The organism is Paenibacillus sp. JT31N11, from assembly GCF_056269285.1.
In genome coordinates, this window is sequence record NZ_JBWDNQ010000002.1 from 782,090 (window position 1) to 805,903 (window position 23,814).

The following is a 23,814-nucleotide window of genomic DNA, read 5'->3' on the forward strand; positions in this document are numbered from 1 at the left end:
TTCCATTATTCTTTAAAACATCTCGATTTCGACATTTATTTTATTTGGGATCGGATATAATGGGCTTTGGATTGGTCGAACTCGAATCGAATTCTTTCTTTTGGGAGTGTCCTATGTTCAGTAGAAAAGCCAGATATGTATTGATAACTGCTTTAACTGCTTTACTCACGTTATCCTCCTATATTTTGGGAAAAGTAACCAGCCCTGCCTTGTTGCTTCTTTCTGCTGTACTTTTTTTATCTGTCATGATCATTGATCATCAATCCAAAACAGTTCTGTATTCACAAGTGACAGCGCTCGCATTCTTTCATTGGTGCAGCCACCTCAATTGGTGCCAGCTGCTGTACTTTATTTTGATTGTTCTGGAAATCAGAAGCCGGCGGGATATTAAATATACTTTATCCATCACCGTAGGATATTCACTTCTTTATACCTCCATAAGACTGACTTACCTTCCGTGGACAGAATATAATCTCCTGGTTTCCATCTATGATTTGATTGGTTTCATATTGGTCGTCTTCGTGATCCAGTATCTTCTTGCATCTGAATCAGAGAAAAAACGTCTTCAAAAATGGAATAACTTTTTGACGAATCATGACCCCCTGACCGGGCTGCTCAATTATGACGGTTATATCAACGCGGTGAACGATTTGGTTGAAAACAAGAAGGCAAGCTTTGTCCTGCTGTTATTGGACTTTCAGGATTTTAAGAGCATCAACAAAGAAAGTATAAGCAGCGGCAACGAGATATTGACGAAGATATCCATTATCCTGCGAACCTACTTTTCAAATGCGGCGGCTATCTCGCGTTATGCCGGAGACCGTTTCGCCCTGGCGATTCCGGTAACAGGAGATGCCTTAAGAGAGGTACGAGAGATATTGGAATCGCGGAGCCTTGGCTACGAGATCACCTACAGCATGGCTATGTTCCCCGAGGAGAGCTCGTCCTCCCAGCAAATTATCTCATTAGCGGAGGATCGTCTTTTTCAGAACAAGAGAGTGCTGTGGCTGAAACGCGAAGAGGAATTATTCAGAAACGAGAAATTGAAAATGGTAGGTGAGCTTGCTGCCGGGATGGCTCATGAAATCAGGAACCCGCTGACAACACTTAAAGGCTTCATTGATTTATCGAAATCCCAGTCGTATAACATTAAACCATGGGTGGATATCATCTCTAATGAAATAACCAGAATGAATGAATTAACGGCTGAATTTTTGCAATTCTCGCGGCCCCATATGAGCAATATGAAACCGGAGACCATCTCCGGCTGCCTGAACAGAGTCAAATACTTAACCGAATCGCAGACTCTCTCGAAAGGACACAGCATCCGTATTCACAGCGTGGATGACACCATCCTGGTCATGATGGATCGGGACAAGATCGTGCAGGTCCTGATCAATCTTGTTCGAAACGCTCTGGAAGCCATGGACGAGCCGGGTCATATTTATATCCAGGTGAAAAGAACGGACCCGATATTTACGGTTATCGAACTCCAGGATACCGGTAGAGGCATACCTGAAGACGAGCTTCCCAAAATATTTGATCCCTTCTACACGACGAAAGAAGAGGGAACCGGACTTGGCCTGTCCATCTGCTACAAGATCATTCAGGACCACGGAGGCATGCTGTCCGTGAAAAGCATCGTAAATGAAGGCACGTTATTTACCATTACACTGCCTGTCCTGGCCCAGCCGCTAGAAAAAAAACCTTCCCCTGTATGAAGGGAAGGTTGGTGAGGTCTCGTTCTCGCTGCCGGTTTTATCTTAAATATACACGACTGTAATCAAACTCGTAATATTTGCCGAGGAGCTCGGAGGCGGGCATGGAATGATTCACGCTCGCTACTCCCGTATGCCCCCAGCCCGCATCAACCAAAAAATGGAAATCAATCGGCGTTCCGTTCGAAGTGGCCCCGAGCGTCCAATTGATCGTGCCGGACTGGATCTCGATACCATCCATATAGTGGCTGTAGGTGTTATTCGCCCGATAGACCAATGTATAGGTGTGATATTGAGTGGCATCAAAGGATGTAATGCCATGAGAAGCCATTCCCGTTCCCCAATTCGAATAATTTGTCGTGGCTGTCCCGCCTACAGGATCTGAATGCCAATACCGTCCGTCGAAGTTCGTGTTGCCGCCGCCATTATCGTAGCCGAAGCTTTCCTGCAGATCCAGCTCTGCGCCGCCATCCCATTGGTTTCCTGAGTTCCAGAGTGCAAACCAGAAATATTTAGGCGTAACGTACTTGACGCGGGTCTCCCACAGAATATCACGGCCGAGCAGCGAACCGCCGCCGGGCAAAGTGAATTTCGGCTGGAACGATCCGTTGCCCACATTATGCTGGGTCGGGGAAACCGTCGTGGCGCCGTTTAACGGAACAAGGGTCGTTTTCAAGGAATCCGTCGTAAACTGACGGACCTTGTTGTTCGGATCTTCGATCGGCTGACCCGAAATCGCGTTCGCCGCGTCCGGGGCCAGCGTTATGGCCCCGTAATTCGTGCCGTTGCCGATCGTATTGAATTGATCGTGATAATAAAACTCGCTGTTCATATCCGAAATGTTTTTAATTGTGCCATTGCTGCCGAAATTCCAGTTCTTAACCAGAACAAACCCGCTTCCGCCCACGCTGAACGAAGGTGCGGGGCCAACCGCAGGCGCCGACATACTGCCTGTTCCTATCGTTTCCGCCGCACCTGTCACATTGACCAGCTGCCACTTTTGCGCTGCCGAGGTGTTTGAGGTCCAGATTTGAACATTGGTGCCATTGGCCGTTCCCCCGCCGTTTACATCGAGCGCTTTGCCGCTGTTCGGATTGATCAGCTTCACAGAGCCGTCGGCATTGTTAGTGATTTGCCACTTCTGGGCCACGCTCGTGCTCGAGGTCCAAATTTGAACGTTGGTTCCATCAGCCGTCAATTCGCCGTTAACGTCGAGCGCTTTGCCGCTGTTCGGATTGACAAGCTTGTAGATCCCGTCCCCATTGCTGGTGATTTGCCACTTTTGCGACACGGAACCGTTGTCGGTGTAGATTTGAACATTGGTTCCATTGGCCGTCCCGGCCCCGTTTACGTCCAGGGCTTTGCCGCTGGCCGGATTGATGAGTTTATAGACATTTCCGGAAACGATGGGATCTGACGCGCTTACCGTTGTCAAATTGGATGTGAAAAGAATAGAGCATATGACAGCCAAAGATAAGAAAAAGGATAGAAACCGTTTCTTCATCATAACGCCTCCTTTAAATGGGTATTCGTATGAATCTTGGGCCAATTTGACATCATTCGACTAACCGGAGCTGTACAAATCAATCATGTGCGGTCACCTCCCTCCATCATGCACGATTAACCCTGAACCGTTTGATCACGAATGCGGTCATAAACGTCCTCGTTAATTGAAATCTTGGCATCCTGCAGCAGGCGCTCTATTTCCCGGTCATACACCTGGCCTGCCAAATGACTCCGAATCGCTTCCTTGACCTCCTTGAATGCCAGGTAGCCAGGGGTCGTCCGCTCTATACATTGGGCAAACAGATACTTGCCGTTTTCCTGAAATACGCCCGTAAGCTGTCCCTGCAGCAGCGGCTGTACCTTTGAAAGCAAGATTGGATAGCCCAAGGTGTCGCTATGTGCGGATTTGGCATCGAAAATCTGTTCTTCAACATGCGCGGACTGTCCGTAGCCGGAGGAAGCCTCATCTATATTCATTCCGCTGTCGACCCTGGAACGGATGTCCTTCATAATTTTCCCCTCATCGTCATCGACGCCGGATACGGTAACTTTTCTGATTCTGATCGTGTCCGGCACCTTATATTGTTCCTTATTGGAATCGTAGTATTGCTGCAGCTGTTCATCGGAGAATACCGTCTCCGATTGCAAGATCTTTTTTAATTCCCCGGCTATATTGGATTGGATAAGACGATAGTATTCGGATTCGCCATAATGCTCGGGTCCAAAGACGGCTTGATTGCTTTTAACCGCAGCCGCCCTTCTTTTATTTTCCGCGGTCAGGCCTGTTAAGAAGGCTTCGTAGGAAATATCCGCAACGACGCCCTTTTCCTTAGCCGTCATCTGCATAACCTTCGTGTTAACCGCGTTTGATAATGCTTCTTTTTTTAATTTTTCCAATGGTTCCTCCCCGTCAGAGCTTGTGCCGATCACCCTCGCACGCTGGCTGTCCATTTCCTGTTTCATCTCGCCGTACGTGATCGGCTCGCCGTTAACGACAGCAACGACAGAGCTTCCCGCAAGCTTCGGCTGATGGTTGGTCAATAGAAAAAAAGCCAAGAGGGCGAGTACGGGGATCAGAAGGAAGTAAAGCCGGTTGCTTCTTAACATGCTGGTCTCCTCCCCCTTTCCTGGCGGCGGATTGCTTTCTTTCAATCTGCCGCCAGGAATCGATTTAATTGAGAGAATCAGGATAAATGGTTCGCGCCGCAAGAGGATGCATTTCATCTTTGCCATCCCATACGAACACTTTCAAATAGCATCCGGATACATCTTCCGGCATAACCAGAGAGGTATTCAGCTCTGTGTTGTCATAGCTTTTGATAACTACATTTTGCATACTGGTTTTCACCAGACCCTTACGGTTATACACAGCCATAATTAATGTGACATTCTGCAGTTTATCGGTAGAATTAACGGCAAAAGTCGAAGCTGTCACCAGTCCGAACGAAGAGAATGAAGCGAGCGGCAAGCAGCTGCTGTCCGTAATGGAAGGCTCCTGGACAGAGAAGCCCGGTCCAACGATAACTTTCACATGATTGCTTGTAAAAGCGACTCCGTTGATCGTAACGCTCGCGCCAATCGTTGCTGTTCCTTGAGATACTCCCGTAATTACGCCGTCTCCGGAAATCGATACGGCTGCATTGTCGCTGGTGAATTGAACGGCCATGCCTTCGGAAATCAAATCCAGCGCTTTGCCCGCCCCATTCATTCCTTTAACCGAGAGCCCCATCGTTTCTCCGATCTTGAGCTGAAGCTTATCGGTTGTTAATGCTACCCTGGTTATGCTGTCCGTGCCAAATTCGTCGTTAAACAGAAACTTCACCGCATCTGCCGCAACTTCTCCATTGGCATTATCGCTCAGCCGTACATTTCCTGTCGTCCCGGCCTTGAACTTATGGATTCCGAGCAGTACCCAGCTTCCTCCGGGAAGCCGTTCATTCACGGCATACGTTTTGGAGCCTCCATCGAAATTGACCGTGAACGGAGCATTGGCTGCTCTGCTTGCCGATCCGTTCGGCAGCTGGTAATAAACCGAGTAGTAGCCATCCTTTTCAAGCTCAGGTGTCCATGCTGCCGTATTCGAGCCGCTTCCTTTCGCAATCGTTACATAGTCGTTCTGATAGGAGGCATTTGCGCTACCCGGTACCCATGCTCCTGTCAGGCTTGCTTCCGCATTATCAACGATTATTGCGGGAATCGTTGTTTTGACCGTTAGCGGATCGCTGGCAGCCGAGGCATTGCCGGACATATCCTTCGAAACCACATAGAAGGCATAGCTGGTATCGGGGGTAAGCCCCGTCAATTCCGCCGTGTTGCTCATCATGACAGATGCCACCTTCTTACCGGTCGAAGCATCATAGATGTCCCCATCGAGCGGTACATTGTTTTCAAGCGAGTCCCATGACAGTGTTATTGCCGTATCCGACTTATCCGCTGCCGCAAGACCCGACGGTTTCGCAGGCGCTGCCGTATCGGAAATCGTACTGTTCGGATCTTCAAAGGCTCCGATGTCCGGAGACCCCTTATAAAGCGGATTGCCCTGGAAGTCCTTGCCGCCATTGCCTTCAATCGCTTTGCCCGCTCCGATGAGCGGCGAATCTGCCCGCAGCTTGTATCCGGCAGCGATTGCCATTCCGTCTCCGCTTTTGCCCGGATCGGCAAACTTCGGATCAACCGTCAGATTGTTCACGCCCTGGCTTGGCGGCGCCGATCCGTAGAAATCATTATTGTAGAACTTCGGCCCTGCCGGGTATGGAGCATTGCCTTTGGACGTATAGAAAATATTGTTGATAAACGAAGCCTTGGAATTGTCCTTGATTACGATTCCATCTCCATTATCGTTGTACATCACGTTATTGTAGAAAAGAGTAGGATCTGAAATATTCAGCGTGTTTCCCGTAAAACCGTGATGAGCGTCATTCTGGCTTATATTATAGCGGTATGTCGTCGTTCCGTTCTGCAGCTGCCCCATGTCCATCGTGAAGCCGCCCGCATTGTCGTGGGAATAATTATATTGGAATAAATGATTGCCCTGCGCCTGGATATCCACATCGAAAGCGTTCGAATCTGTGTTCGAGCTGTTCTGATAATGGACACGGGCAACCTCGTTATATTGGATCGTTGCTCCGATTGTTTTCCAGACCCATACGCCCGCGATCCATTTGCCGTCCACCGAATCGATGGCCACATCGTAAACGGAGTTGTGTTCAATAAGCGGATTATTGGCCACGCCGATGATGATGCCGTCGGATCCTGTTTTGTTAATGGTATTGCCGCGTATGACGACATTCTTATGGTACGTATCCGGGTCGTTCATGTACCCGTCCATATTGATACCGATCGTCTTGATATCGTGGATATTGCAATTTTCCACGGTGAAATTTTTGTAATAACCATGCTTATCGGCCGGGACATTGGCATCCCATTCCCATGCGTTCACCATTATGGCCGCATTGAAATTTTTATTGACCGATTCGCCATCCGTATCCTCAACCCATGACTCGCCTGTCACGGATATTCCCGTAATGTCGTGGATATCAAGGCCTACCAGCCGGATGTTGTTCATAGGACCATTATGATAAGCCTGCACCCAAACGCCCGAACGCCGGTAATAGTCCGTTTTGTAGTCATCATAGTCGTTAGCGTTGAAGTTCGTTATTTCAATATCCTGAACCGTCACATTCTGCTGGTTTTGAATACGTACCGCATAATTTCCGCCACCGCCGTTAATGACCGGTTTAGTGTCTCCGCCGTATTTGCCGATCGTAATCCCGTTATTGTCAGAGCCGGAGAAGGTGACGTCGAACGGTTCGTTCCAGACGCTGCCGGCTTTCAGCAATATCTGGTCTCCTGGCCGGAATAACGATGCGCTTTCGCTTACATGGCTTAACGTTTTCCAAGGTGAATTTTTGTCCGTACCGCTGCTGCTGTTGTTTCCGGCTGCGGAATCCACATAATAAATCGTGCCGCTGCCTGCAGCCGCTGCCGGTTTCCCTGCGAATCCGCTTGTGATGGACATGACCGCCAAGATGGCGGCCAAAGCCATAACGAGCATGGGCTTGAGTAATTGGTTAGTCTTCATGTGTAACCCTCCCAAAACGAATCGTACTTCCTTGCTAGCGCTCCATTTGCTTCAAGAAGTTGTAGATGAGCTGCGCCGTATCAGAACGCGCGCTGCCGGCTTTCGGATCGAACTCGTTGCTTCCTCTGCCGTTTATGAGTCCTGCCTGTTTCGCTGCGCTTACTGCATCTTGAGCCCATACGGAAATGCTCGAGTTGTCGGCAAATGGTTCGCTGCCGGTATCAAGTGCACTCCCTGTTTTGAATTCAAAAGCATGAACGATCAGCAAAATCATTTCCTCACGCGTAATGGTCGCAGTCGGATCGAATTGATTATCGCCGCGTCCGCTGATCAGCTTCGCTTCGAACAAAGCCGCAACTGCGCCGGCATAATAGCTGCCCGGATCAACATCCGTAAAGCTTGTTTGCTGCTCTGATTTGAGCCTCAGGACATTCGCCAGCATCACAGCAAAATCCGCTCTCGTTATTTGCTGATTCGGCTTGAAGGCGTTTTCAGTCATACCGTTCACAATATGCCTGGCCGACAATACCTTGACAGCGCGGTTTACCCAATGACCGGAAGGTACGTCCAGGAATGATTTGTCATACTCCACTGCCTGATAGACGCCCGGTTTCACAAGATCGAAAGTCAACAGGCCGTTTTCATCGATATGTCCACCTATATACTCCAGCTGCTTCGTTTGTTCATTGTAGAAATAAACACCGAGAAGCTCCGGATCCGATTCGCCGCCGGCAGCAGGCATTGCGATGCTTACAGACCTGCTGAAGCCAGTCAATTCTTTGGACACTCCATCCTTGTTCACCAACGAAACCTGGAGCTTGAATCCGTCGCCGAACAGTTTCACCTTCAGATTGTCCGAGCTCATCTTGTCGGCTGCATCTGTTTGATCGCCGTTTGCGTGCTGATCGACATGAATGGCGATATAAGCACCATTCCCATCGCCAAGCTTCGCAGCATCCGCCAGCACTTCGGCCGGAATCGCAATCTCGGCATTCCCGGCTTTGACGAGGAGCCCTCCGCTACCCACAATCGAAATCTGGTCAGCGGCAATTTGCAACACTGCTGCGTCCTTCGGCAGCTCTACTGTGACCTGGCCATTCTGGTCGGGCTTCTTGTCCTTCAAATCAACAATGACGGTATCCTTATCCGTCTCAGGGGCAGTGGATGCATTCCCGGAGCTTGTTGATGGTGTACTTGGACTCACAGGCGTTCCCTTAACTTCTATGCCTGGTGAAATATTCCCGGTCAAATCCACTGTCTGAATGGCAACGGTATACTCGGTGCCGTTAGCCAGACTGCCAATTTCAATCCGTTGTTCTCCTTTTGTGACGATGACAGGTGCAGCGGATTGACCTTGCATGCGAACCACCGCATGATCGTAATCCGCATCTGCCGGATCTGTCCAGGTAAGGGTCAGCATGCCGCTGCCTGCGCTCACTTCGGTATTCGTTACTTCTGCAGGCGCTGCCGTGTCAGCCGTTGGGGTACTCGGGATGACAGGCGTCCCCTTCGCTTCCATACCTTGCGATATATTGCCCGACAAATCCACGGTCTGAATGGCTGCGGTATATTCAGTGCCATTGGTCAGGCTGCCGATTTCAACCTGCTGCACTCCTTTCGCTACCATAACAGGTGCCGAGGATTGTCCAAGCACGCGGACAAGCGCATAATCGTAATCCGCATTCGCCGGATCCGTCCAGGTAAGGGCCAGCTTGCCATTGCCTGCGCTGACTCCGATATTGGTTACTTCAGCAGGCGCTGCCGTATCCGCAGCAAGAGTAAAGGCGGCTGCATTCGTGCGGACGATTCCCTCCCCGCCGACTGTTGCCGTATAAATTCCGGCGCCAAAAGCATCGGTATTAACCGGAAAAGTAAAGGAGTAATTGCCCTGCGCGTCACTCTGCGTTTGGTCGATGTAGGCGATGTTCTCATTCGCATCGGTTACCAGAATCGTAACGTCCCGCGATTGTACATTGGCTGTCTGACCGGCAACCGTGACCACGTTTGTATTGATTTCAACAGAAGCATTGGCGGAAATTTCAACCTGCGGAGCGTCTGCCGGCTCCAATGCCGCAAGTCCCCACTGTCCTCTGCTCTTCTTGGACGCTTCATCGTTCGTCGTCCATCCCCATTGACCCCGCTTATCATACCCGCCGTCATTCAATACGGGGTTCATAATTACCTTCTTGCTATCCCACGAATTGGCGATTCCGAGTACGCTGAGCGGAATGGCCGCCTCAATCGTATAACCTTTTCCATCTGCATCCTGATGTACGCCCATCGTAATATTCGGGTAGGTAAAGACGCCATTTTGGTATAAATAAAACTGGGGCCCATCGTCTATACCGCCGCTTAACACAATTTGTACGTCGCTTGGAATTGTCGTCTGTTTCTTGTCCGGGTAAAGGGCATAATCCAAATCATCCGTACCCAGGAAAATTTCCATATTGTCCCCGTTCCAGATATTGCTTCCGGTGTTGGTATTTCTCATTGGTGTCGGATCTTTGATTTTGGCCCCTACATACAAATTGTCATAGTCATATTTCAAATAAACATCCGCACCGTGCTCATCTCCGTTGGCATCGACCAGGCCTGCGATATTCTCGGAAAACGCACCCTGCCAATCTCCTGTCAGGCTTCCATTCTCGCCAGTTTCAACAACACCGTCGATTGCCACGGGAGCTGCCGCAAAGCTGATGACCGTTTCAGCCGGATACTCGCCGACCGGTCCGCTTGGGCCCGCGGGTATGGTCGGATCATTCGGATCGGCTGTCCCCGGATCGGCAGGATCGCCTGGATTCCCGGTTCCCGGATCTGTCGGGCCGGTCGGATCAACCGGATTCCCGGTGTCTGGATCAGTCGGATCGGTCGCATCGCCTGGATCCCCAGAGCCAAGCACGAGCCTGGTCATTCTCGGGTACTTCATTCCCCACAGCTCACCGGAAGTATATGCCGGAAGCCTGATCTGAACATACCGGGTTCCTCCGGGCAAATCGCTTATCTTCAGCACGGTCGGGATCCAATCACCGTTATACGGGAAGGGGACCGTTATATAATGGCTGCTTGCTGAAGCGTTTGTATAATTCACGCCGTCTTCTGAAATCCAAACCTCGAACAATTTCGAGGGAACAAAATTAAAGTAGCCTTCCACATAAACACTCTGAAATTCTTTCCCTTCCGGAGACGCATAAGTCATGGATGAGTCTGCTTTGGTCCCATCCGCTCTTTCCATAAAATAGTTGGAAGCAAATGTACGGGCATCCAATATTTTAACTGCCGCCGTTAAATCATTGATGCTTAAATTGCTTGTATCCGTTCCGTTCGCAAAATGCGAGAAATCGGCAAGTTTATCGATCGTCAGATCAACCGTCTTCGCTGCCGCCGCACTGTTTTCCAGCGTGATTCCGTCAACCTTATAATCGGCGGCATTCTGCACATCCGCGAAGAAATCCGCTTGAGGCAGCAAGACACGCAAATATTTCGTTCCCGGAGTAATCGGTCCGGAAATATAGGTCGCTTTGACGGTATCCTTGCCGGTCATGAGATCAGGACTAAGCTCTCTGGCCATCACAACCTGCTTCCCATCGACAAACGTGTCTGTGCCGGCGTCATACGCTGTCTCATATACCGCCAAGTCATGACCGGAATAATTCAGCGCCCACTTATTAAACGTCGTATCGATTGAAATCGAATGAAAATCACTGCTTCCCGCACTGTATATCACTTCTCCGGGACCTGTCATACTGCCGTCCGTTTGCGAAATCCCCGATTGATAAACCATATAATCGGTATTATCCAATGCATCAACGAATTTTCCATTGCTGTCGAATTCAACAGCATCGGCGGCATCCGCATCCGCTGCAGCCGGCTTCATCATGATCGGAAATGTTAGCAATGCCACGATGCAAATCAGTTTGACGAATGTTTTCATGCTTCTCATCCAGATTTTTCCTCCCGGTATTGAAATGAATTTCACTTCGTAAAGCTCAAAGAACTGCTGTTTGTAAACCACCCTTTTGGATATCCCGCTTTCCATCCCTCCCACAACCTCTTGTTCAACTCGGAGAAAGCCGCGTATCGCCATGTGTCAATGAAGCCTGACATGTCTGCGCATCCATTCTAAATTGTAAGAGCGCTTACAATTTCACGCTATGCAGTAACATGATTGACATAACGTTTTTGTGACATCTTTCCAATTTCCCTTGTTTGGCTCCCAAGCTCCGATGACGGTAGCGGTGTTCGGACCGACTTGCTCTGCCTAAGGATAAAGAGTTCCGCGTTCCACTGTACATAACTCACGTTCGTGTGTCCAAATCACTTTTTGACATTTCATTTATTTTTTTTGAAAACTCGCTAGACTCTGGCAGGAACCTGATCCTGACCATAGAACTTTTTACTGGGCGCGGTATAACGTTTGAACCTTATAAGTAAGTGACAGGGAGGGAATCTATTGAGCGGTAGCACTGAACGGAAGCTAGCGGAAAGGGAAATCACAGTAGGCAAAGCATTGGTTCATCCCGATGGTCGGACTGTCACTTTTTTGGCAAAGGGAACGGACGAGAAGGGGGATTTTCTGATCATCGAACATAGCGTAACGCAACAGGGAGCAATGAACGGCCCCCACTGGCACCCGGTACTTACGGAATCGTTCCTGGTAGCGGAGGGTCGTATGCGATTCGTTGTGGATGGGAAGGAGACCATTCTCGAGGCTGGCGGACAACTGACGATTCATCCGAATCAGGTTCATCAATTCTGGAATATCGGCGATCACCAGCTGGTAGCTACTCATGAAATTCGCCCGCCGGGGTTGCACGGGAATATGTTCGTCCTGATTCACAAGCTGGAGTGCGAAGGCAAGCTGACATCAAAAGGAATTCCTCGAAATCCGTTGTGGCTGGGGGTCGCTTGGGAGTGCATTGACGGTTACCTCGCCGGACCTCCCAAATGGGTACAAAAAGCATTATTGGGAGGCTTGGCGAGGTTGGCCAAAGCGATCGGGTACCGGTTTTGATATCGGGGAACAAGGAATATGTCATTTCACAGCTAAATCTTGTAGAGCGATTGGCGCTTTATAACGAACAGGCGAAGGGAACGCAGTAATTACCATTTGACCGTCTGGTACCTTGAAAGGCACCGTCCTCTGGCCTTCCTTTTCCGTTCTCTCTCGGGTTTTGTCGGGAATGGGATTAAGTTATTGTCATTGAAACTTGACAAGAGCATGATCCCATAAAACAAAAATACCGCGATTTCCACGGTATTTAGTGAGTCATGTTATTATCACCCGACAATCACGGTTGCGAGACTGTCGGAGGTATTCCTCCATCGACTCAGTGGATTTTGTCGAACCAACACACTTTATTTGGTCCAGTAAGCGGAAGCGGTTCTCGATTAAGCCGTATTTCTACGAGTGTAGTTGTGTACGGATGGAAAAAATTCACCCTGCTATCTTTAAGCAAACTGGATAGATTCAGAGAAGCTTGCCAATTACCATCTTCATCAATTGAATCGGGGATCGCGGATGCTCCTCCGACATATCCACGGTAGGTAACCATGGCAGTTCCAGAAGATGCAATGATTCGCAGTTGGAGACTCTTTAGGGTTTCAACCTTTAATTCACTCAGATTGACATGAAAGCTCCGTAGGCTGGGGTCATTGCTATAAATATGTACGTCCATGTCAAACGCCTGAAGTTCCTGTTCTTCTTCATTTTCGCGACTACCTTCAAGGCGGATGTAATAGTCATTAATCGGATCGCCTCGTTCATCAACAGCACGGATCACAAATTGCTGCCATTTCTCAAGATTAGCTAGCGTGCTTCCGGTTCGGCTTGTAGTATAGCCATACCATTCGTTTAGTGCTTGCTCGCTCTCTACCTCAAGTGCTCGATGAACGAAATCGACAAGCTCGTCCGACGGTTCACTCATGATCGTTCCATGGTCAATTCCCTGGATGGGAATCAACGGAATGTCAACATTGCTCCAATTCGAGAATAAAATCCGATCATTCTCCTCACCGCTTCTTGTTAGATCCAGGGTGATCTTCCGCGTATTTAACGCGCAGCCCGCCCATCTGACTGTACCGTCTGTACCTGGCTCACTAACCAGCTTCTTTATGCCATGGTATCCTTCTGTTCCACAGAAAATAAAGACATACGGCGTATTGTTATTGGGGCCGTAAAAAGGTTTGTTTCCAAGCAAGTCTTTCTCCGCCAATTCCCACGAAAAACGGCTACCGAGCTCAAGGCTGTCCAAGATGCGGTTCCCTGCCTCCAGGAAGTCTGGCCCCAGTTCCTTTCGGCCAACAAAAATACCTCCCAACCAACTGCGACCCTTGTGGGCAAGAGGAGACCCGAAGCTCGCTGGGGCTAAACCGATAAGGTGTTTTAAACGATCCCTCCGTTTGACAAATGCCGAAAGCCATGATCGGATGACCAACATCCCAGTCGAATGAACGATTGCATCGAACTCTTCATCACCATTTAACCCAATTTTTTCACGGAGTGCTCGATCAAATCCTTCAGCAATGTCGGGAATTGACACCTCGTTAGTTAGAGTCTCATAGGTGATCACATGAATGGTTTGCTTATCATATCCTCGGCTGTAAAGCTTGTTAACCCAAGTTTCAAAGGAGTTGCCTTTACTTGAGTAACCGTGAATTAAGACAACTGGTCGTTTTTTCATAAACGGTCTCCATTTTAACAGAATCTATAACTGTATGATCGGCAACTGACTAAATTTTAATATTAATTGCTTGTCATACGAGGCACCCCTGCGGGAATATCCAGATTGTCACCTGCTTCTAAAATATGGCTCTTGCCGTCAATATAGAAATGAATGTTTTGTCCGCTATGGGGATTCGTAATGGAATGACCTGAAAATGTCATTAGCAGCCTCTCCCTTGTACCAGGAAAGTGAAAGCAGAATTCGTCCTCTATGTTTTATACTACTTGCTTTGAGCATGGAATGCTATTGAAGCAAATGTCGAAAAAGGTTAAGTATTCGTTTAGCCCGTATAGATGATGACATCAATATCAACCTATCCAATCCGGTCCTCAAGCTCAAACAGCAGCCCGGAGTTTGCCACATCCGCAACACGTTGATTCTCGTCTCTCGACAAGGCTCCGTCGGTACGTACCTTTAATATAAATACATAATACAGCTGCAGACTATTATTGGTCTAATATATAATAAAGATATCATCTATAGGTATAAACAATATTTCAACAGAACTTTATCACTAATTGCAAAAAGGATGTCCATCCAATATTGCTCCAGTATACTGCCAGTTACTTTAATGGAAAGAGGAGCTGCCAGTTATGAAATCGAAGTATATGGTTAACTCACTGTCGCAATGATTTAGTCGGTCCTCTTCAAGGAAAGACAATCCGTGATCTCGTCCGTGAACTTGAAAGAGGCAGCGCCTACGTCAATGTACACACCATACAAAATCCAGATGGAGAAATCCTCGGCCAAATTTTTTCGTAAATCTTACTTGTTCTCCATACATGCCAAAAAGCACCTCTCCAATGGATCGGCGCTTTTTGCAATTCTAGAATCGCTTAAACACCCAAATTTTTGACACAAGACCGCTTAACGAGACTCATCCTCCCATAACGCCCTTCAACCCTAGGCTTATTTTATTCAATCAACCTCCATAGCAGATAGGCGGCTTCCGCACGCGTGAAGCCTTCCTTTGGCTCGAACAAATTTTGCAACCTTCCTGTCACAAGACCTTCTTTGGCCAAACCCGCGACCGCAGCTTTAGCCCATTCCGATATCCGGTCGTTGTCAGCAAAATCCGTCGTTTCCGTTTTGGCAACCGATTGGCCCTTGGCTTCCAACACCCATTTCATGATAACGGCCATTTCTTCCCGGGTCAGAGGCGAATCCGAATTCAGACTCTTCAAGCCGTCTTGATTCCATGCCGCTGTGCAATCCATCGATAATGCTTTATTCAGAAGATCGGCAAACTCCGTTTGAGATAAGATTTCACTGGGTGCGAAACGCCCTGCGGCTGTACCTTCCATGAGCCCTTTGCCAGTCAATCCGTAAACGCCCTCTTCCGCCCAATGACCGTATGTAACATCTGCGAACCCGTTTACCTGAATACGGTTGTCGGTTTTGATGTTAATTTTGCCAAGCTTTTCCGCATAAGCGATAAGCAGTTCCGCATCAGTTAAAGCTTCATTTGCGGCTACTATACTTTTAGCTTCCCCAAACATAGTGTACTTGTCGCCGCCCGTGAACATATAGTTGGACATTGCAACCTTGTATTGGGTATCTTTGTCTATGGGCAGACCGTTAACCGCTGCTTTATCAATCCGCTGTCCCACTGGCTTATCGGGACTATACGAATACGATAGGCCTGAGACCTGCAGAAAGCCTCCTGCTAATTGTTCCGTTGCTGAAACGCCATTCTCAAGGGCGGCGAGCAGCATTTCCCCACTTACCTCCGCCACGACGATTTTGTTGCCGAAGGGCAAGATGGATTTGGCATCCTTTAAAGTAAAATCTCCTTTTTGGGCGCTTGCGCGGATGCCGCCACCGTTTGCGAATGCGATGTCGGTTTTATAGTAATCCTTGTAGGCGTCCGCGATCAAATCGCCGATGGCAGTCTCCTGGAAACGGGATTCATGGTTGTCCCCGTAGGACAGATCAGTTTCCGTTACGGCAATCGTTTTCCCCAATTCCTTATCCAGCCGGGATTGATACTCTCTAGCCATTTCCGCCAAAGGCGCATCGTCCTTGACGGTTTCGTCCGCCTTCATTATCTCGTGCGCCAGCTTCACTTGTCCATTGGAGTCCTTGGTAATGTCCAATCGAATTACTGACCCCATGTTTCCCTGGGGAGAGAAAATGAACCTTTTCCCTCCGTCGACATCGTGGACGAACGACTTCTCTTCTGCTTCTTCCTCGGTAAAAACGACCCTGATGTCGGGAATGGCTTGAAGCAAGGATTTATCGTCGATAACCGGTTCTTGGGTCAGCGCAATGATGAGATCGGGTTTCGCCACTTGTTTTATCATCCCAACCGCTTTTTTGGCCGACTCGATAACGCTTAACTGACTGACATTCTCGACCTGGGTTGTCGTATCCATGGCGCTGGTCAAACCAATGACACCTATTCGAATGCCCTGTCTGTCAAATACTTTATACTCCGGTACTTGGCCAAAAGGCTTCCCGTCCTTGCCAACAAGATTGGACGAGATCCAAGTGAAACGGGAAGCCTTAATTAATTCGAGCGCATTCGCCGTTCCTGCATCAAAATCATGCTGGCCGAAATTCGCCAGATCAATCGGAATCGCATTAAAGGCTTCAACCATAGGAAAACCTTTGAATACTCCGCCGAAAAGAGTACCGCCGCCCAGGTCTCCTCCGAATGCAACGATTTTATCGTTTTTGACGTTATCAACCAGCGTCTTGATCCGGGCAACTCCGCCCCGGTCTCCAAAATCATCTGACACGGGGCTGATTTCATGTCCGTCATTAAAATACAAAAAAGAAACGGTATCCACTATTTTCGATTCCGCCCGAACCGGTACATCCCAACCAAATAGAACGGTAGCAATTAACAGCAATAATATAAAATGAAAAATACGTTTTGACATGTACGCTCAATCCCTTCTTATGAAGCCGAAGAATGCAGGCTTTTTCCTGTATAAGTTTACAGCTAAGTGAAAATATCGTGCCAGAAGTCTTCGGTACCCTTCCTGAGTACCGATAATGAGTCTTCAGTCACGATGGCTGCAGCCGCACGGTTTAATGGTTATAAAGCGCTTTCGTATCCGGATGCTTCTCCCCGCAAGAGATTCCGGACGTTTTGACTGAACACGCTTGAAACCGTATTCTAGAAACTCTCCAGTTCTAGCCTCATCTTGATTGTTATCAAGTCACCTCCTCCTATCGTATTGATAATGACTTGTGGATAATATCAGACAAAATCATATTAAACCGGTTTTATAATCGTGATGTTACTGATTTATTAAGTTAATTTGAATATTCCTTCATTTCCCATACCAGTTTTTTTGCCATTTAGTGAAACCGGTTTAATATCGAATGAATAGTTTTTCTCATAATGATGGCCTCTGATGAAGCGGAAGATCGCAGTGCTGCGATTTTGACATGGCTTTTCGTTAAATTTGACATGCCCTCCTACACAAAATTATTTTTCTATGTCGCTCGGAGCGCCGAGGAACACACTATTTTCGCCGCCTTTTTCTTCGTAGAACACCTTCTTGAGCGTACGGCTGCGCAGTGCGCGAGCGCTCGGACAGTGCTGCGGACTATGCGGCGTTAATAAAAGAAGATGACCGATCGTGGCGTCGCAGCCGAAGACCCGAAGATGCGAACCGGCTTCGATTCCCGTCTATTCCAGAAACTTTATTTTAACACTTGAAGCTTACGCAGCGTAATGTCTTATAATCAAACACACCGGTAAATACCACGCGCGAAAAAAGGGGATGATCATGAAACGAAAGTGGAAAATGAAGAACTTGTCGAAACAACGAATCCGATATTGCACGCCTGCAGCATATTCTGTCATTGAATAAGCTCGGCTTGTCGCTGTATCAGGTCAAATCCGTTGTTGCCGGCAATCATTTCAGCCATAACAAACCTTATGCAGGATAATGAAGCGTTGACCGTTCAAGACTTCATCGGTGAACTTCCGAATGAGCCAACCAAGGGAGGAAATATAAATTATGAACGAACGATCTGTAAAGTACGCTACCTTTGTTATCGAGCGGAATTATAGCGCATCGCCGGAGCGGGTATTCGCCGCTTGGTCGGACCCGTCGGCTAAAGCCCAGTGGTACCCGAAGGCCGACGAGTTCGACTTCCGGGTCGGCGGACGGGAGATCAACCGCAGTGGCCCGTTTACTTTCGACGCCGGCTATCAAGAGATCGTTCAGAACAGTCGTATCGTTTATACGTACACCCTGGACCAGGGAGAGACACGGATATCGGTCTCCGTGACGACGGTGGAAATTAAGCCGGCGAGCAGCGGCGCACAGCTCATCTACACCGAGCAAGGGGCCTTCTTCGATGGCCATGATACGCCAGAACAGCGCGAGCATGGGACAAAATTTATGTTGGACAAGCTAGGCGAGCAGTGGAAGAACGAATGATGAACGCTGTGAATGGGAATGAGATGCATGCCGGCATTCGGGAATGGACAGGGCTCGCGGTACTAGCCCTGCCCGCTCTTCTCGTCTCGATCGACCTTTCCGTAATGATTCTCGCACTGCCGCACATTGGCGCCGATCTCGGCGCGGACAGCGCCCGGCAGTTGTGGATCATCGACATCTACGGCTTCATGCTCGCAGGATTTTTGATCACGATGGGCACGCTGGGTGAACGGATCGGCCGCCGCAAACTGCTTTTGTACGGCGGGATGGCCTTTGTAGCAGCCTCGTTATTGGCCGCATTCTCCCGAAGCGCTGAGATGCTTATTCTGGCACGCGCATTACTCGGTATCGCCGGGGCGACTGTATCGCCATCTACGCTGGCCTTGATAAGCAACATGTTTCGCGACCACAAGCAGCGCTCCCTAGCCGTCGGCATATGGTTAATGTGTTCCATGGGCGGCATGGCGCTTGGACCGGTAGTCGGAGGTATCATGTTGGATCACTTCTGGTGGGGCGCGGTATTCCTGCTTGGCGTCCCGGTCATGTTGCTTCTGGTCATAACCGGGCCGCTGCTGCTGCCCGAGTACCGTCACCCTGAACCCGGTCGGTTGGATTTGACCAGTGTCGCGCTATCGCTGGGCTCCATCCTGCCGGTCATATACGGCCTCAAGGAAATCGCCAAGCACGGTCTGCAAATAGTCCCTTTGCTGTTCATTTTGACGGGTGCCGTCCTTGGCACTATGTTCGTATTGCGGCAGCGCAGGCTGACGAACCCCCTGCTGGACCTTCGCCTGTTCGCGAGTCCCGGCTTCAGCGCCGCACTGGGAGGTATGTTCGGCATCACGCTGACAGGCGCGACCATGCTCTTCGTCGCGCAGTACCTCCAATTCGTGCAAGGGCTGTCGCCGCTTCAGGCAGGGTTGTGCATGCTCCCCGGTGTAATTGCGTCGATGGCCGGGATGTTCCTCTCGCCGCTCATCGCGCGCCGAATCCGCCCAGCCCGCATTATCGGAACGGGTCTCTTGATCTCGACAATTGGCTGTCTGCTGCTGACCCAAGTTGAGTCCGGTCTCATGATTCTGGTGATCGGATATATTTTCTTCAACTTAGGCACAGCCCCGCTGCCGAGCCTCTCAAGCGACCTGATCATCGGTTCGGCCCCGCCCGAGAAGGCGGGATCGGCGGCCGCCATGATGCAGACCAGTGGCGAATTCGCCTTCGCCCTGGGCATCGCGGTCCTGGGCAGCATCAGCACGGCCATTTACCGCGACCAAGTCGCGGACTCCATTCCTGCCGACTTGCCGGCGTCCGCAGTACAAGCATCCCGCGACAGCTTGGCCGGTGCCATGGCCGTAGCGGAAGGCCTCCCCGAGCAGATCGGTACGGCACTTCTCACCGGCGCCCGCGAAGCTTTTACCGGCGGGATGCACGCTGTTGCGGCAGCCAGCGGAGCTATTATGCTAGATATCATCATCCTTGTCGTGACGCGGCTCCGGCACGTACGACCAATCGGGGAGACTCCGTCTAACCAAACCGGCAGTATCCCAGAAACAGTATTAGGTGCTGCCAAAGAATCAAGTTAGTTGCACTGCATAGTCAGAGATTCGAACCACCGAAAATCGTTGACGAATTGGTAACGAATCCCAGCCGCGGTGTCTCAGACTTCTTCCTGAACATCACACAGAATGCATGCAACTTGGCAACGATCAAAATACAATCGTTGCTTGTAATAAAAAAACACCCGCGAGGGTGCTTTTTTACGATGTTTATCGGTTGAGGGCCCGTTTGACGCTGATTTCCAAAGGTGAATAGTCCGTGCCATCGTTTCGGTCGAACTTCATCCGCTCTTTCAATGGAGTCGTCCGATTGCACATGAACCGCGTAATGCCGCTATGATTTTGCGAAGGGGTGTGATACAGGAACGGATGGCATAAAATAACGTCGCCCGGCGATGCAATCGTTTCAATGACCTTCAGACGGGTACCGTGCTCATCGATGTATGCATGGTCCATGAACTTGCCAATCCGATCCTCCCCCGGCAGGAAAGCATCGCCGGCCTGACCCGTCAATGCGGCAAGCCAGGGATGCTGAAGGCTGCACTCGTCGATCCCCTCTTGCGACTCGACTCCCTCCGTCTTGCTTGCCAAATAGCGGGCCACGACCTGATGCGATCCTTCCGCTACCAAGGTCCCGCCACCGTGCTTCCCAATCTCGGAAAATATGCATAAACAGAGCAGTCCCTGCTCCGATGCGTCGACGTAATGGCGAAAATGCGCTCCGTCCCAGTGCCAGCCTGCCGCAGGCACATCCCATTCTTTGTCTCCTCCAAGTCGGAAGTTGACCGGCCACCAGCCCCACGTTGGGTAATTCCGGTTCGGGTCGCCGTTCCAAAGCACCTTCTCCGTCCATCGGCCGACGCCGATCAAGTCTTCGATAGCCCCGCCCAGCCGCTGCGAATTGCATCTGTCGAACGACGGGCTGCGGAATGATTCCTGCACAAACAGGATCGGCTTATCCCATGTTGCCGGATCACCCCGATCGATGCCATACCTTATTAACTGCTCCCATAAGAAATCCTGCGATTCGAGCGCCAGCGCAGTAGGGAATGCCTCCTCCACTTTGACCCAGCCAAGCTCCATAAACTGTTCAATTTGTGAGTCCATCAGTACTTTGTTCATGGGTTTCAGTCTCCCTGTTGTCCTGGATTTAAGAAGGGCTAACGCAATTTGCACGTTAGCCCGGCCGCTATTCCGTCCAGTTTACTTGGATGCCTTCCACTCATCCAACTGCTTTTGCACTTCCGCGTAAACCTTATCCATGCCGATCGATTTCATTTTTTCCAGGAATTTCGGAAGCACTTCCTCCGGATCAACCGTGCCGGTATGCAGACCAGGCGTGAATTCTTTCACGGCATTCTGGAATGCGGAAATTTCGTTTTTCACCGGTTCGATGTTGAAATTGAAGCCCAGCAGCTTGGATTCTACCGCTTCGCCATTGAACCTCTCGAACTCATTCCATTTTCCCGGATTTTCGTTGTCGAACAGATAATCGTTAAATTGATTTCCGAACATGAATGGCGTACCCGGGTTATAGCCCGACGTGGTTCCGTCTATTCCTTCCGGGTAAGAAATGATGTTGTCTGATTTTTTGACATAATGCTTGCCCTCGATCCCGAATGAGAGCAAATTGACCAGGTATTTGTCGGTATAGAGCAGGTTCAGGAACATCATGGCTCTCTCCGGATCCTTCGATGTAGCAGAGATCGTCATCATGGAACCGAGCGCGTCTCCGGTTGAAATAATTGGCTGCGTGAGCTCGACCTGAACCATCGGAACGCCGTGGGAATTGGTCTTCTCCGCATCCTTGCCGGGCTTGAGCTGATCCGTAAAGGCAAACCATTGGCCGGCTTTGATTGCGCCGTCGAAATCCTGAAGCGTGGCTGCATCTTTGTTAATATAGCCTGCCTGATACCATTTGCGCATCAATTCAAGCGATTCTTTATAACGGGGATCCGCGTAAATATTAAACACCTTCAGCTCATCCCCTGCCGCTTCACGGTCGATCGCAGCGCCCCCATCCGTCATGTTCAGCACTAGTTCGGCTTCGTTGCCGAACGCGACCGTATTATCGATAGGATTGACGCTTTTGTTCATTAAATAAGGCGTAATACCCGGCTCGTTCTTTTTGATGATGTCCAGATACGGCTCCAGGTCGGTCAAGGTCTTGATGGTGCTGATATCGATTTTATATTTCTCGACAAGCGCCTTGTTCAGAAGAAGGCCGCGTTGGGACGCGATTTCTTTATTAACCGGCAGGCCATAGTTTTTCCCGTCGTACAAGCCGCCCTTGAGCAGGGCCGGATTAAGAATGGCCTTGGCGTCCTGGCCGTATTTTTCAATCAAATCGTTAATCGGCAGGTACGAGCCTTTCTCGACTCTCGAGAAGTAGTTATCCCATGAGGCTGCCCAGTTAATATCGAAGGCTTCGTTCGATGCGAACTTCAGGTTCATTTTGTCCGGCCAGCTGCCCCAGTCGACAATGGTCATTTCCAGCTTCGCATTGATTTTATCCTTCAAGTATTTGCTGGCTTCCTCGTTGATGAGCGCGATATCTTTTTGTGGTACGCCCGGCACGAACATCTTAATCGTATACTCCGGCAAATCCGCTGCTGCAGGAGCGTTTGCGGCATCGGTGCCATTGGCTGCATTTGCCGCAGCCGGCTCGGTCCCGCTTCCATTAGAATCGTCCGCAGGCGGCGCCGTGTTGTTGGCATTGTTTCCGCCGCACCCGGAGAGAACCAAAACGGTCATAATCATTAATGCGAAAGCGGTAAGCCTGACCCTCTTCAAAGCGTTCATGTTTCATCCTCCTAGTAGATGTTATTTATGCTCACCGGCAAAGCCGGATACAGCCGATCATTAACATTTATCCCTTGACCGCCCCGATCGTCAGCCCTTTGACGAAATACTTCTGGAATATCGGATAGGCCAGTACGATCGGTCCCATACCAATGATCGCCATCGCCATACGCACCGTTTCACCAGGGAGCTTGGCGATGGCTCCGCCCGCATTGCCGGTATTCGCTGCGTTCGAAACCAGGAACTGCAGGTTCATCATCGTTTTATACATCAGGTACTGCAGGCTGACCAGTTTATCCTGCTGGATGAATACCAGGGAATTAAACCAGTCGTTCCAATAGCCGATCGTATAAAACAGCGCAATCGTCGCCATTACGGGCGTGGAAAGCGGCAAAATGATCCGGAAGAAGATTCGAAGCTCTCCCGCCCCGTCAATGCCGGCCGATTCGATGATCGACGGGTGGATGGAGGTTTGGAAGAATGTCCTCATGATGATCACGTAGAAGGCATTGAACAGCAGGCCTGGAATGATCAGCGCCCATATCGTGTCTCTCATGTCGAGCCAGTTCGTGAACACGATGTACCAGGGAACGAGTCCCCCTCCGAAGATCATCGTAAAGAAGAGGAAGAAGGAGAAGAATGTGCGGAAATCGAAATCCTGTCTGGAGATCGGGTAGGCGAACAACGCCGTCATCAGTAATCCAAGTGTCGTCCCGATTACCGTGACAAGGATAGACAGTCCATAGGCATGCACGATTTGCGTTGCATCGTTCAGCAGATAAGAATAGGCATCCAGGCTGAACTGCCTCGGAATAATGTTGTAGCCGTGAAGCGTCACCTGCTTCTGATCAGAGAACGAAACGGCCAACACGACAAGAATGGGAAACAGGCATAATACGGTATAGACCCAGAACAGGATGTTCAACACCACATTCGTTACCGGAGAAATCGCGTTAATCTCATTTGACTTTACATGTTGTTCCACATTCAAGGCGGTCTGCTGCTGCATCGTCGTTTTCATCTCAA

15 protein-coding genes are annotated in these 23,814 nt (G+C 49.7%); 5 read left to right on the plus strand and 10 right to left on the minus strand.

Annotated features, from left to right (window positions below; translation table 11 throughout):
* Positions 1–584: 584 nt before the first annotated feature.
* On the plus strand, positions 585–1,721 hold the full coding sequence (locus AC0YNV_RS11685) for an ATP-binding protein (RefSeq protein WP_475768242.1): 1,137 nt from the start codon (positions 585–587) through the stop codon (positions 1,719–1,721).
* A 37-nt stretch (positions 1,722–1,758) separates the two neighbouring features.
* On the opposite strand, the gene AC0YNV_RS11690 is transcribed toward AC0YNV_RS11685, so the two are convergent.
* The 4 genes from AC0YNV_RS11690 to AC0YNV_RS11705 form a co-directional block, all read right to left on the minus strand.
* On the minus strand, positions 1,759–3,225 hold the full coding sequence (locus AC0YNV_RS11690; protein ID WP_475768243.1) for an RICIN domain-containing protein: 1,467 nt from the start codon (positions 3,223–3,225) through the stop codon (positions 1,759–1,761).
* 113 nt (positions 3,226–3,338) lie between these two features.
* Positions 3,339–4,331, minus strand: a complete 993-nt coding sequence (locus tag AC0YNV_RS11695) for a SurA N-terminal domain-containing protein (protein ID WP_475768244.1) — start codon at positions 4,329–4,331, stop codon at positions 3,339–3,341.
* Between the two features lie 64 nt (positions 4,332–4,395).
* Positions 4,396–7,305, minus strand: coding sequence for a golvesin C-terminal-like domain-containing protein (locus AC0YNV_RS11700; RefSeq protein ID WP_475768245.1), 2,910 nt, complete (start codon positions 7,303–7,305; stop codon positions 4,396–4,398).
* Positions 7,306–7,339: 34 nt separating this feature from the next.
* On the minus strand, positions 7,340–11,245 hold the full coding sequence (locus tag AC0YNV_RS11705; protein WP_475768246.1) for an S-layer homology domain-containing protein: 3,906 nt from the start codon (positions 11,243–11,245) through the stop codon (positions 7,340–7,342).
* Between the two features lie 510 nt (positions 11,246–11,755).
* Here AC0YNV_RS11705 and AC0YNV_RS11710 point away from each other — a divergent pair.
* Positions 11,756–12,316: a cupin domain-containing protein gene (locus AC0YNV_RS11710; protein ID WP_475768247.1), complete on the plus strand. Its 561-nt coding sequence runs from the start codon at positions 11,756–11,758 to the stop codon at positions 12,314–12,316.
* Positions 12,317–12,632: 316 nt separating this feature from the next.
* Here AC0YNV_RS11710 and AC0YNV_RS11715 read toward each other — a convergent pair whose 3' ends face one another.
* Both AC0YNV_RS11715 and AC0YNV_RS11720 read right to left on the minus strand, forming a co-directional pair.
* A complete protein-coding gene (locus tag AC0YNV_RS11715; RefSeq protein WP_475768248.1) occupies positions 12,633–13,985 on the minus strand; it encodes an esterase/lipase family protein in 1,353 nt (450 codons plus the stop codon).
* 62 nt (positions 13,986–14,047) lie between these two features.
* Positions 14,048–14,188, minus strand: coding sequence for a hypothetical protein (locus AC0YNV_RS11720; RefSeq protein WP_475768249.1), 141 nt, complete (start codon positions 14,186–14,188; stop codon positions 14,048–14,050).
* Between the two features lie 499 nt (positions 14,189–14,687).
* Here AC0YNV_RS11720 and AC0YNV_RS11725 point away from each other — a divergent pair, with 499 nt between their 5' ends.
* Positions 14,688–14,789 (plus strand): CHRD domain-containing protein, encoded by a 102-nt coding sequence (locus AC0YNV_RS11725; protein ID WP_475768422.1) that lies wholly within the window; start codon positions 14,688–14,690, stop codon positions 14,787–14,789.
* A gap of 152 nt (positions 14,790–14,941) precedes the next feature.
* Here the strand turns inward: AC0YNV_RS11725 and AC0YNV_RS11730 are convergent, their stop codons facing one another.
* The gene (locus AC0YNV_RS11730; RefSeq protein ID WP_475768250.1) at positions 14,942–16,912 is read right to left on the minus strand and encodes a 5'-nucleotidase C-terminal domain-containing protein; all 1,971 of its coding nucleotides are present in this window, start codon (positions 16,910–16,912) and stop codon (positions 14,942–14,944) included.
* 1,092 nt (positions 16,913–18,004) lie between these two features.
* Here AC0YNV_RS11730 and AC0YNV_RS11735 point away from each other — a divergent pair.
* Positions 18,005–18,430: an SRPBCC family protein gene (locus tag AC0YNV_RS11735; RefSeq protein WP_475768251.1), complete on the plus strand. Its 426-nt coding sequence runs from the start codon at positions 18,005–18,007 to the stop codon at positions 18,428–18,430.
* A complete protein-coding gene (locus AC0YNV_RS11740; protein WP_475768252.1) occupies positions 18,427–20,013 on the plus strand; it encodes an MFS transporter in 1,587 nt (528 codons plus the stop codon). The genes AC0YNV_RS11735 and AC0YNV_RS11740 overlap by 4 nt, the downstream gene beginning before the upstream one ends.
* Positions 20,014–20,196: 183 nt before the next feature.
* Here AC0YNV_RS11740 and AC0YNV_RS11745 read toward each other — a convergent pair whose 3' ends face one another.
* From AC0YNV_RS11745 to AC0YNV_RS11755, 3 genes are all read right to left on the minus strand, one after another.
* Complete coding sequence (locus AC0YNV_RS11745) at positions 20,197–21,108, minus strand: phytanoyl-CoA dioxygenase family protein (RefSeq protein ID WP_475768253.1); 912 nt, start codon at positions 21,106–21,108, stop codon at positions 20,197–20,199.
* A gap of 81 nt (positions 21,109–21,189) precedes the next feature.
* Positions 21,190–22,788 carry an ABC transporter substrate-binding protein gene (locus tag AC0YNV_RS11750; RefSeq protein WP_475768254.1) on the minus strand — a complete coding sequence of 533 codons (1,599 nt, stop codon included), beginning with the start codon at positions 22,786–22,788 and terminating at the stop codon, positions 21,190–21,192.
* Positions 22,789–22,855: 67 nt separating this feature from the next.
* Positions 22,856–23,809, minus strand: a complete 954-nt coding sequence (locus tag AC0YNV_RS11755) for a carbohydrate ABC transporter permease (RefSeq protein WP_379114043.1) — start codon at positions 23,807–23,809, stop codon at positions 22,856–22,858.
* Between the last annotated feature and the right edge of the window lie 5 nt (positions 23,810–23,814).